Origin of the sequence: Mycoplasma crocodyli MP145 (assembly GCF_000025845.1) — a bacterium.
Taxonomy (GTDB): domain Bacteria; phylum Bacillota_I; class Bacilli_A; order Mycoplasmatales; family Metamycoplasmataceae; genus Mycoplasmopsis; species Mycoplasmopsis crocodyli.
The window spans coordinates 213,533-226,324 of record NC_014014.1 but is presented as its reverse complement, the minus strand read 5'-3'; the positions used below and the strand labels follow the sequence as shown (position 1 = coordinate 226,324).

Below are 12,792 nucleotides of genomic sequence, written 5' to 3'. Positions count from 1 at the left end.
GCAATTGCGGGTGTAGTTTAATGGCAGAACTTCAGCCTTCCAAGCTGACTATGAGGGTTCGATTCCCTTCACCCGCTCCATTTCAAGAAATTGACCAAAACAACTTTAAAGTTGTTTTTTATTTAGTTTTTTGCAAATTTTTAAATAACAAAAAAGAGCATGAACTCTTTTTTTAAATTTTATTATTTCGAAATTAAAAATGTTTGATCATCTTTTTGTTTTATGTTTTGAAGTTTTGAATCTGGTGTTATTACAACAATAACATTTGGATTTAAACCTTCTGATATTATTTTTTTAACATCAACCGAAACTAATTTATCACCTTTTTTAACATTGTCGTTTAGTTTAACATATGATGTAAAACCTAAACCACCTAATTTAACAGTATCGATACCAATGTGAATTAATAATTCTAATCCACTTTCACATTGAATCCCATATGCATGTTTCGAAGGGAACACAACAGCAAGTTTTCCTGAAACTGGTGAAACAATTTCAGCAACTGATTGATCACTAATATTAATTACAAATCCATCTCCAAGCATTTTTTCAGAAAAGACACCATCTTGTAACGTTGCCAATCCTTCTATTTTACCTTTTGTAGGAACAACAAGTTCTACACTTTCTTCAACTTTTTTTTCAGTTTTAGAAACTGTTGCTTGTTCGCATTGAACAACTTGTGCAGGTGCTAGATTACCTTTAGTAACCTTAACATTTTTAGCTTCCTCTTCTTTCAACGAAGAAGCAGCGCATCTAATATCTAAATTAATTTGTTCAGAAATTTCTCCGAATTTAACTTCAACATATTTTAATCCAAGAATCAGAACTTCACTTGCTCCCAATTCTTTTAATTTGTTTGCATTAACTAATGACGAATCTTTAACATCGTATCTTAGTCTAATGGCTCCATTATTGAAGCCGGTAATATTATTTATTCCACCCAAAGCTTCTACAATGTCTCTTGTTTCTTGTTTAATCACAATAGAACATGTCTCAGTTTTTTGTTTGTTGAATAATTTACTAAAAAATCCCATATTTACTCCTATTTATTAAATTATATTTTAAATATTTTTAATCCTTAAAATCATGAAATATTATATGCTAATAATTCCATATTTATAATGATTTTTTTAAGTCAAAAAGATTTTTGAGAATGTGCTAAAATAATATGAAATAATCAAGGAGAGAAAATGCATACAATTAAACTAATTTTACTAAGACCTAATTACTATAACAATTGAGAAGATTTTACTATAAAAGCATGAGTTGATTCAAACAGAGGAAATAATAAATTAAGATTTATTAACATCAATGATGGAAGTACAGTAAAAAACTTACAAGTTGTTTTAAAGGGCAAGGAATTTGATTTTAATTTACTTGATCAAATCAAAAACGGAGCTGCCATTAAAGTTATCGGAACTTTAAAAGCAACTCCTGATGCACCTCAACCTATTGAATTGGTTGCTACAAGTATTGAACTTTTAAGCAACACCGAAAACGATTACCCTATTCAAAATCAAGAAATAAACATTGAAACATTAAGAGAAATTCCTCATGTTAGACATAGAACAAAAACTTTGAGGTCAGCAATGTTAATAAGATCGACATTAGCGCAAGAAATTCACAAATACTTTATGGCAAATGATTTTTACTTAATGTCGAGTCCTATTATAACATCAAACGATGGTGAAGGAGCTGGTGAAGCTTTTAATGTTAGCGATAATTCTCCTGAGCCTTTTTTCGGACAAAATAAGAAAGCAACATTAGGAGTTACAGGACAATTACATGCTGAAAGTTATGCAATTGGATTTAAAAAAGTATATACATTTGCACCGACATTTAGGGCAGAACACTCAAACACTAAAAAACACGCTGCTGAATTTTGAATGGTTGAACCAGAAGTAGCATTTTACGAATTAAATGATGTAGTTAAATTAGCAGACCACATGCTAAAGACAGTAATTAAAGCAACTCTTGCAAAATGTAAATTTGAGTTCGATTACCTAGAAGATCATATCGATAAAAATCTAAGAAACAGACTTGCTTTATTTACTGGGTCAAAATTAAATGTGATAGATTACGCTGATGCTATTAAAGAATTAGCAAAAGTTAAATCTCGTTTTGAAAATCAAGATATTAAATTTGGTCTTGATTTAGCAACTGAACACGAAAGATATTTAGCTGAAGAATTATTTAATGGTCCAGTAGCGGTTATTAATTTTCCTAAATCATTTAAAGCTTTTTATATGCATCAAAATGAAGACGGGAAAACAGTTGCAGCTTTTGACTTATTAGTCCCTGGCATAGGAGAATTAATAGGTGGTAGCCAACGTGAAGTTAGATATGATAAACTTCTAGAAAGAATAAAAGAAATCGGCATTGACCAAGAAGAAATTCAATGATATTTAGACCTTAGAAAATTCGGTGATTCAGGAAGTAGTGGATTTGGTCTAGGTTTTGAAAGATTAGTAATGTATATTACTGGTTTAGATAACATTAGAGATGTAATACCTTACCCAAGAACAACAGGAAATATAAGAATGTAAAAGCCTTACCCATAGGCTTTTTTGTTTTTTTAAGAATAAAAAAACGCTAATAAAACAAGTTTGTAAATATAAAAAATAATTTGATTTTAAAGACAAAACTCTTAAATCAATATGAAATTAAAATAACATCTTTTGATATTGAAAATAAAATATGTTAAATATGCTAAAATATTTAAGTATAAATAGGAGAAAAATGAAGTTAAGTATTATATCAACATTAAATAGGGAAATAAGAGATTTTAAGACTTTTTTAAGGGATTTATCTGAACAGGAAAATCAAGATTTTGAGGTTATTATTGCACTAAACAAATCAGCAAAAAGTAAAGAAATTTTAAAAATTATTGATTCGTATTATGATCAATTCGGAGCAAGATTGAAGTTCTTTTTTAATTCAAAAAGACAAAGTAATCAATATAATTATTCATCAGCTTTCAGTATGGTGAAAGGCGAATATGTTTATATAACAAGTTCTGATACAACATTAAAAAAACATTATACAGATAAGATTATTAACATGATTTCAAAATTCCCAACTAGCGAAATTATAGAATTCAGACCAAGATTAATTGGTTCTATCAGATGAAAACCAGCTGCAAGAATTCAAACTGATAAAGTTCTTGATTTACAAGAAGAAAAATCACCATTAGCATATTGCTTCCCATTTATTTTCAACAAAATTTATAAAACTTCTCTTATTAAAAAATTTATTAAATTCAAACCTTCTTTTTCTAACGATTCAAAAATTTCGCTTGAATTATCATATTCTTTAATGCTTGAGGCAAAAACATATACATATATACACGAAAGAATTCAAAGAGAATATTTTGATATTGAAACTTGAATAAATCCACAAAATTTTATAGTTGCATTAAAAACTCTTGAAAATACTTGCTTAGCTAGCAAGAGAAAAATCATGCATGAATTCAATTATTTCAAAATATATACTTTGCAAGTTTTATTAGCAGGTCTATTAACAAGTACTAAATTTTTTAGTTTAAATACTTTACTAAACAGAAAAGAAGTTTCAGAAAAAAGAAACCATAGATTAGTTGAGCAACTAGATGAATATTTAGATAAACTATGATTAACTGATGAATTCAAAACATTTAGAGATACTAATTTGTATATGTTAAAAGTTTTACCTGAAGTTGAATACATGCGTAGAAAATTACCAAGTAATAAGTGATATAAAATTTTGGGAAATTTAGAATAAATGTTGCGTTATAAAAATTCAAGTTTTTGATACAGATTACTTGCAAACATGATTGATTTTATAATAGTTATATCTTTAATCATTATGTTTTATGTTTTTACTTTATATAAAAAAGATTTTAATCAAGTGGCTTTTATTGCTTTTTGTATTCTTTCATCTTTTCTTTTAATGACATATTATGTAGTAATGCCAATTTTGATGTTTTCGTCAACAATAGGTCAGCACATTTGTAAAATCAAAATGATAACAAATGAAAAAGACGAAATGTTAAACAGAGACATATTAAAAAGAAATATATTTGGAGCATTTTATTGAACATTAATTTTAATAATCATGGGATCTTATTTTAGTGCTCATCCACTAAAAGAGATTATTAAACAAGCTGAAAAAGACAGAAAGTGAATTGATAATTTAATGATTGCATTGGTTTCGACATTATCTGCTAACTGATTTACTATAAATTTTGCTAATTATCTTTTTATTTTATTTAGCAAAAAGAGACTAGCTTTGTTAGATAGATTCTCAAACTCAAGAGTCGTTTACAAAAAACAAATTTATATTGAAGAAATTAAAAATTTTATTTTAGTACCAAGTAAAGTACAAAAAAGAAATATTGTATTTATAAAATCGAATAATAATGAAAGTGAAAATAAAGGATAATTATGATAAGAAATAGGATTAATTTAATTAAAGATTTAAATACTCAACAAGCAGAAGCCGTTAAGTATTTTGACACTCATCTAAGAATTATTGCTGGTGCTGGTGCTGGAAAAACAAAGGTTTTAACAAGAAAAATTGCATATTTAATTAATGAAATGGGAGTTTTACCAAGACAAATTTTAGCTGTTACATTTACGAACAAAGCATGTAAAGAAATGTATCAAAGAGTTGCACAATATTGTTCTACATCAATTCACCAAATAAATATTTTTACATTTCATGCTTTTTGTGGCCACATCTTGAGAAGAGAAGCAGCACTTCTAGGATACAAAAATGACTTTCAAATAATAGATGAAGCAGACAAGACAATGATACTTAAAAATATCTATAAAGATTTGGACATTTCATCTCATGAAATTTCTTTTTCATCTATGATACAGCAAATTTCATGAGCTAAGAACGCACATATGAGTGTTGATGATTTAGCAAAACACATTAATGAATCAGTAAACGATATTGTTCCAAAAGTTTATAATTTGTATACAGAATTTTTAATTAAAAAAGGGTGTTTAGACTTTGATGATTTGATTTTAAAAGTGGAATATTTATTTGATAAAAATCCTGATATAGCTGAAAAATGAAGTAAATATTTTTCACATATTCTTGTCGATGAATTTCAAGATACATCAACTTCTCAGTATAGAATAATTCAAAAGGTTTGCAATCCAAACACACACTTAACAATAGTTGGAGATCCTGACCAAACAATATATAACTGGCGTGGAGCAAATGTAAATTTAATTCTTGATTTTGATAAAGACTACCCAGATGCTAAAACAATAGTTCTAAATAAAAACTACCGTTCTACAAAATTAATTTTAAGAGCTGCTAATAAACTTATAAGAAATAATAACAATAGATTTAGCAAAGATCTTGATACTGATAATCCAAACGGAAAAGATATTGAATTTTTCCATGCTTTTAATATGGAAGCAGAAGCTAGATGAGTAGTTCAAAAAATAAATGAATTAAGAAAGCAAAAAATTCAATTAAAAAATATTGCCATCCTTTATAGATCTAACTTTTACTCAAGAGCTTTTGAAGAAGAACTTATTAACGAAAATATCTCACACAAAATTTTTAATGGTGTTAAATTTTTCCAAAGATCAGAAATTAAAGATGCTTTAGCTTTTTTAAGAGTTATATATGATGGTTCAGACATCGCCCTTGAAAGAATTATTAATGTTCCGAAAAGAGGAATTGGTGATGTAACACTTGCTAAACTTAAAAAATATGCAGAAGATCATAATTTAACTCTACATGATTATTTAATGAAATTTTATAAATCATTACCATTAAGTCCAAAACTTATTAAAGAACAAATTTTTCCATTTTTATCAATTATTGTTAAATATAGAAGTGCTTTAAACAATAATAGTATTTCGATAGTATTAAGTAAAATGCTAGAAGAAATTGGATTTTATAAGGAAATTAAACAAGACCAAAATATAAGCGGATCAGCAATTGATAACGTTAAAGAATTGATAAGGTCAATTGAAAACTGAGAAAGCAAAAATAAAGATAAAACAATAAAAGAATATTTAGAATTGGTTTCATTATTAAGTGCTTCAGATGAATTTGATTCAGATCCTAACTATATTTCATTAATGACTGTCCACTCTGCAAAAGGATTAGAATTTGATAATGTCTTTGTTGTTGGTCTAACTGAAGAAATTTTTCCAAGTAGAAAAGCTCTTGTTTTAAATAACTTGACAAATCCTAGTGATGGATTAGAAGAAGAAAGAAGATTAGCTTATGTTGCTATTACAAGAGCTAAAGATAGATTATTTATCTCTGATTCGCGCGGTTTATTATTTGAAACAAATAAAGAAAAAGAACCTTCAAGGTTCATTGAGGAAATGGGTGTTAATCTTGAAGATTATATTATCGAACGTAATTTCACAAAAGAAATCGATCTTTCAAACGAGTTTGAAAACGAAACTCACTCATCGGACAAAATAATTGTAGGTGATATCGTTTCACACACTATGTTTGGTGAAGGTGTTGTACTTGATGTAAGTGGTGCTGAAATAACAGTTGAGTTTATTAAAAATACAAATGCAAAGGTACGCACTCTTAGAAAGCATCATCCATCATTAAGGGTTATTTCTAAATAATGAACTATACATTTTGATTAGCTATAATAGCTGGAATTATAATAATAATTTCAGGAACATTAGCTTTGTTAATAATTAATTTAATAAACTCTAGAGCATACAATGGCACAATCCATTTTATTATTGATCCACAAGAAAAAAGGGTTTTAAGAAACTCGCCTAAAACTAAATATTTATCAGTTTCTTTAGATTGTAAAAGATCAAAATTTAACTATCTAAAATATATATCACTAGAAGATTTTTATGATTTTTTTGAAAAAAATACTGTTGATAAAATTAAAGATGTTATTGAAGGAAATTATAAATTTAAAACTGAAGTAGATTTACATATTAATCCTAAAATAACTAAAAAATACACTGTATTTGAGAAGATTATTAATTTCTTTTGGTTTAGTGATACACGCAAATATATTTCAACAAATCACATGCATATTAATCCACAAGATGATGGTAGATTTTATTGTAATATTGATTGAGATTTTAAGAAAACTAAAAAATATAAAGTAACAAAAATTAATACAAGCAAAGGTATCAAAAAAATGACCAGGGGACCTTATCTGGTTGTAAGTGGTCTATTAAAACCTTTTTTTATAATAAATAATGTTAATGATTATCTAATTAAAAACTTGCTAAATAAACTTAATTTACCTTCAAGAGATATTCACTACTATATTGAAAGAGGTGTTATATTCTTTATATATAAAAAACCAAGTGACAAGAAAATTAAAAAAATGCTTTTAATAATTAATGAGTTAAATAAAAATATTGAATTTGATTCGTTAGTAAATGGGATCGCTTTAACTGAAGTTAAACAAATTTTCGATAAAAAAGAACTTGATGAACATGTAAATAAATTCTCATTCCAACTATATAACATTAAAGTAGATTCACTAAATTCAAAGTTTTATTACTACGGAATTTATAATAAAGAACTTGATTTAGATTACTCAAATTTTATGATTTTATATCATAGTTTCAAGAAAAATAATGAAGCTAAAAAATATGAAGTTATAAAAAGTTACATTAAGAATTATAGCTCAGGAAACTCAACGAATATGAAAGTTATGAGAGTTAAGGTTCTTAGTGAAAATGGCGAAAATTGAGATTTCTTTTACAAAATTCCATACATTAATTATAAATATGAAAATGATTGAAATAACTATATCATAGATAAATATGGAAATGATGAAAATATAATAATCCCAATTTCACAAGAAGGTTTTTTAAATTATGTTGAAAATAAGAATAGAAAAAAGACCCCTATTTTTATGATTTATTCGTTTAATGATGATTTCTATTTTGATCAATTAAAACAAAAAATAGCAGAATTGAAAAAGAAGAAAATTCCAACAGCTTTATATATCAAAAACATCAACAAGCCTTTGATCAATTTAATCAATATTGCTCAAATTAGAGTTTTAGTAATGTCCAAACAAATAACAGATAAAATTAATAATGTTTCTGTTTTTTATGATTGCATGAATATACTTCATATTTCTAATTCAAACTCTTCGTTTCTAGTTTATGAGTTAAAAAATTTAAATATTGATCCTCATATAGTAAAAAAAGCGGGAATTGCAGCATATTTTGAACCTATGACTTAAAATTTCTAAAAAACAAGCTATTTAAATATAATAGACTTGTTTTTTGTTTCCATTTTCACTAAAACTATATATTTAGGATTTTTACTAAAATAAAAAAACTATTTGATAAAATAAAACTATGAAAAAATTAGGAATAATAATAGATTCTTTCTCTGGAATCACCAAACAAAAAGCAGATGAATTAAATTACGGTTATCTTGCTTTACAAATTGAATTAGACGGGAAAATTTTTGAGGATGGGCATCAGCCATTTGAAGAAGTGCTTGATACTTTAGGCAAATCTAAAAAATTTATGACTTCATTACCTATTTACAAAAAAATAGAAAATACAATTAGTGACTTTAGTAAAAATTATGATGAAGTAATTTATATAAGTATTTCAAGTGCTTTATCATCAACATCAGTGCAAGCAGAAGCAATTTCTAAAAACTTTAATAACGTTCACGTTATCGACAATAAATTTTCAGGAGATCAAATTACTGATGTAGCAAGCTATGTTGTTAAACTTTTTAACGAAACTCAAGATATAAATCAAGTTATAGAGACTGTAAAAAATATTTCATCAAAATCACAAACTTACATTGTTCCAAAAAATCTTGATTACATCATCAAGGGTGGAAGATTAACTGGTGCTAAAAAGTTTATTATGACTAGAATTCCTATGATACCGATCCTTAAATTTGATGGGCATGTTTCTGTTTCAGGACTTAAAAGAAGTACTAAAACCGCAATAGCAAAAGTTTTTGAAAAACTTATTAAATTTGCCGGGGGTCTAAATGAAATTAAAAACTATTCATTAAGACTAATATGCGGAAATGATAACGATATATATCAAGAGGTAATGGATTATACAACATCTGAAAATATTGTTTTGGATAGCATCCAAGTAACTCCAAGTGCTGTTGCTGTTCATTGTGGACCACAAGCTATTTCACTAAGTATAATGCCTAAACTAAAATAATAAATTATAAAAAACTTAACTTTCGTTAAGTTTTTTATTTTATTTTGAAAAACACTTGTGTTGTGGTTTTGTTTTATTGTAAGTTATATAATTATTATGGAAAAAATCCAGAAAGAGGAAATATGAAAAAACCAATATACAAACAATTCATTTTTAAAAAACCAAGCAGATCTTTGATTGATGGAATAACAATGAATCCTCAATATGGAAAGCCCGTTTATGAAACCGCTGTTCAACAGCATGGGGAATATGTAAAAGCAATTCAAAACTTAGGAATTAAAACACATGTTTTAGAACCAAACGAACAATATCCAGATTCGTGTTTTGTAGAAGATCCTGCAGTTATTGTTTCAAAAAAATTAGCAATACTAACAAACCCTGGAACATCATCAAGAAATGGTGAAGTATTCCAAATATATGAAGCTTTAAGAGAACATTTTAAACCAAGCCAAATTAAAACAATTACATTTCCAGGAACTATGGATGGTGGAGATGTAATGGAAGTTGGAGATACATTTTACATAGGTGTAAGTGCAAGAACAAATAAAGAAGGAATTAAGCAATTTGCTTCATATGTTAAAGCGGAAGGTAAAAAAGTTGTTTCCGTACCTTTACATGAATATCTACACTTAAAAACTGGTGTAAACTATATAGAAAATAACAACTTACTTATTACCGGTGAGTTTGTAGGAAATCCAATTTTCGATAAATTTAATCAAATAGTAGTTTCTAAAGAAGAAGAATATGGTGCTAATTGTGTTTATGTAAATGGCTACCTAATTATGCCTAAGGGATATCCTGAAGTTCAAAATAAACTAGAAAAACTTAAAGGATATAAAGGTTTAATAATTTTAGACACATCAGAATTTAAAAAAATTGATGGTGGGTTAACCTGTTTATCACTTCGTTTTTAATATAAAAAAAACAGAAAATCTTTATGATTTCTGTTTTTTTTATACTTAGTAGAATACACTAAGTTTTTTATTATTTGACTTGTCTATAGTTATTTCTGGTTTTTTTCCATTAAAAATTACATCATAAATTTCAGAATATTTCTTAACTGGGATATAAATTAATAAATCCTTAATTTCATCTGGAATATCCTTCAAGTTTTTAATGTTGTTGTATGGAATAAATACATGTGTCAAACCTTTTTGAGTAGCTGCAAAAGATTTTTCTTTTAAACCACCTATTTCAAGAACTTTTCCTCTAAGAGTAATTTCCCCAGTCATACCATAAATATTTTTAACAGTCTTTCCAGATAGCGCGGAAATAATTGCAGTTGTAAAAGTAACTCCAGCACTTGGTCCATCTTTTGGAATTGCTCCTTCAGGGACGTGAATATGAATTGTATTCCCTTCAAAATCAAAGTCATTAATTCCAAATTTTGAAGCATTAGCTCTTACATATGTAAGTGCAATTTGTGCTGATTCTTGCATAACATCTTTTAATTGACCAGTTAATTTTATTTCACCTTTACCAGGGTATGCAGTAACTTCTATTTGCAAAGTAGATCCACCAGCTATAGAATAAGCCAATCCAGTTACAGTTCCTTTTACTTCTTCAACTTCGCGCTCTTCTTCCTTAAATTTAACTATACCAATTAAATCTATAAGCATTTCTTTTTTAATTTCAAATTTTTTGAGTTTTGGATCATCAATTACTTTAACAACTATTTTTCTTGCTATTTTGTCTAATAAACGTTTAAGTCCACGAACTCCAGCTTCAAGTGTATAATGTTTAATAATGTATTTAAGAGTATCGTCATCAATTTTGAATAATTCAGGAGTTAGTGATGTTTGCTCTAAAACTTTATTAATTAAATGTTGTTTAGCAATCTTAATTTTTTCGGTTATTGTATATGGACTGAGTTCTATGATTTCAACTCTATCTAATAACGGAGCAGGAATTCCATCATGTTCATTTGCTGTTGCAATAAACATAACTTTTGATAAGTCATATTCATGTTCTAAATAATGATCTTGGAATTTTGAATTTTGTTCTGGATCAAGAACTTCAAGCATTGCTGAAGCAGGATCGCCTTTTGTATCTGAAGCCATTTTATCAATTTCATCAAGTAAAATTAGAGGGTTTGAAACTTCACATTTTAAAAATGATTTAACAATTTTACCAGGCATCGCTCCAACATATGTTCTTCTGTGCCCTCTTATTTCACTTTCGTCATGAACTCCACCTAGAGAAATTTTAACAAAGCTTTTTTGTAAAGCTTCAGCAATTGCTTTTGATAATGATGTTTTACCAGTTCCTGGTGGACCAACCAAAGCTAATATAGGAACATTATTATAAGTGTTGTCCCCATCTTTAACTTTTATTTGCTTAAATAATTCTAAATCGATTTCGTGTTCAGAATCGAGTGGGATTAAGTTTTTTGAATTATTGTTGTGCTTTCTGTTGTTTAAAATAACGGCTAAATGTTCAATAATTCTTTCTTTTACCTCATCAAGACCATAGTGGTGTTTATCCAAAACTTCCCTTGCTTTTTTAATATCTAAATAATTAATCTCTGTTTTTCTTCAAGGTAATTTTTTTAAGGTTTCAATATATGTTCTCGTAATGTTTGCATCTGGAGATGAAGCCATCATTTGAGAATATCTTTCGTTTTCATCTTTAATAATTTTTTGAACGCTTTCGGGATATATTTTTGCTGTTTTTTTGTTTTTTATTAACTTTTTGTATTCATCTTCTTCAGATTCGGTTGAATCCATTGTTTCTAATTGTGATTTAATTGCTTTTATTTTTTCACGCAACATAAATTCTTTTTGTTGTTGAAGCATACTATCTTCCATGTTTGATTGAATTTCAGTCTCTACTTCTATAACTTTTGAAGCGTATCTAGCAATGTTGGTTGCATAAGTAAATTGGTCTTTAGGATCCTGCAATATTAAATATTCGTTTAAGTCTCAAAACCCATCTATTTTTTTTGTATAACTTAGAATTGTATTAAGAAAAATTTCAGGATAATCTTCAATTCTAAACCCTGGTTCCTTATCAAATTTTTGAGCATTTAATATATCAACCATTTTATATTGTTTTCCATTCTCTGGATTAATTTTAAGAATAGATTCTTTCATATCCTCAAGAGCTTTATAACTTTGTTTAAGCATAGTTAAAAAAGAAGTTACATTTTCTCCCATTTCAAAAGGATCACTAATGTCTGAACTCTTATTAGATTTCGATATCTTTTCACACACCATATTTTTTATATAAAATTCAGGATTTTTCAAGAATGTTTTAGCATCTGCTTCACTTAAATCACTTTCCTTAAATGAATATGGAGTATGTAATAAATTAAGAACTTCAATACCTTTATATGTAATAAAAAGCTTTTTATTTTTTCTAAATAATTTTAGTGGTTTAACATATAAACCATACCCATTAAGTGAAGCGTTTTTACCTGGTTTTGAAGCATCGGTATAAGCAATTACGATTCTATCAAATGTTAAGCTTTCAACACTAGAAAGAAATTCATCATGTTGATGACCTTCTTCAATTTCAGCAGTATAAACCACATTTGGTAGTGATATATGTTCTAATTTAGTTATTATAAATGGTAATAGCATTGTTCTCCTTCTATGTTTTACATTTAATTTATATTTTATCAAAAAAAGTG

At 27.2% G+C, this 12,792-nt stretch carries 9 protein-coding genes and 1 tRNA gene; 8 read left to right on the top strand and 2 right to left on the bottom strand.

The window, feature by feature from the left end; all coding sequences use genetic code 4:
* Positions 1–6 precede the first annotated feature (6 nt).
* Positions 7–80, top strand: a tRNA-Gly gene (locus MCRO_RS01150).
* 102 nt (positions 81–182) lie between these two features.
* On the opposite strand, the gene MCRO_RS01145 is transcribed toward MCRO_RS01150, so the two are convergent.
* Entirely contained in the window at positions 183–1,034 is an 852-nt protein-coding gene (locus MCRO_RS01145) for a PTS sugar transporter subunit IIAB (protein ID WP_013054567.1), read from the bottom strand.
* Between the two features lie 156 nt (positions 1,035–1,190).
* Between MCRO_RS01145 and asnS the strand changes: the two genes are divergently transcribed.
* The 7 genes from asnS to MCRO_RS01110 all read left to right on the top strand — a co-directional run bounded on the left by asnS (position 1,191) and on the right by MCRO_RS01110 (position 10,075).
* Positions 1,191–2,546: an asparagine--tRNA ligase gene (asnS, locus tag MCRO_RS01140; protein WP_013054727.1), complete on the top strand. Its 1,356-nt coding sequence runs from the start codon at positions 1,191–1,193 to the stop codon at positions 2,544–2,546.
* 193 nt (positions 2,547–2,739) lie between these two features.
* The gene (locus MCRO_RS01135; protein WP_013054540.1) at positions 2,740–3,759 is read left to right on the top strand and encodes a glycosyltransferase family A protein; all 1,020 of its coding nucleotides are present in this window, start codon (positions 2,740–2,742) and stop codon (positions 3,757–3,759) included.
* The gene (locus MCRO_RS01130) at positions 3,760–4,419 is read left to right on the top strand and encodes an RDD family protein (RefSeq protein WP_013054621.1); all 660 of its coding nucleotides are present in this window, start codon (positions 3,760–3,762) and stop codon (positions 4,417–4,419) included.
* A 2-nt stretch (positions 4,420–4,421) separates the two neighbouring features.
* Complete coding sequence (locus MCRO_RS01125) at positions 4,422–6,596, top strand: ATP-dependent helicase (RefSeq protein WP_013054309.1); 2,175 nt, start codon at positions 4,422–4,424, stop codon at positions 6,594–6,596.
* Positions 6,596–8,200: an MHO_4530 family protein gene (locus MCRO_RS01120; protein ID WP_041594012.1), complete on the top strand. Its 1,605-nt coding sequence runs from the start codon at positions 6,596–6,598 to the stop codon at positions 8,198–8,200. The genes MCRO_RS01125 and MCRO_RS01120 overlap by 1 nt, the downstream gene beginning before the upstream one ends.
* 118 nt (positions 8,201–8,318) lie before the next feature.
* Positions 8,319–9,161 (top strand): DegV family protein, encoded by an 843-nt coding sequence (locus tag MCRO_RS01115; protein ID WP_013054207.1) that lies wholly within the window; start codon positions 8,319–8,321, stop codon positions 9,159–9,161.
* Between the two features lie 122 nt (positions 9,162–9,283).
* Positions 9,284–10,075: a dimethylarginine dimethylaminohydrolase family protein gene (locus MCRO_RS01110; RefSeq protein ID WP_013054808.1), complete on the top strand. Its 792-nt coding sequence runs from the start codon at positions 9,284–9,286 to the stop codon at positions 10,073–10,075.
* 45 nt (positions 10,076–10,120) lie between these two features.
* Here MCRO_RS01110 and lon read toward each other — a convergent pair whose 3' ends face one another.
* Positions 10,121–12,742, bottom strand: coding sequence for an endopeptidase La (gene lon / locus MCRO_RS01105; protein WP_013054424.1), 2,622 nt, complete (start codon positions 12,740–12,742; stop codon positions 10,121–10,123).
* Positions 12,743–12,792 lie beyond the last annotated feature (50 nt).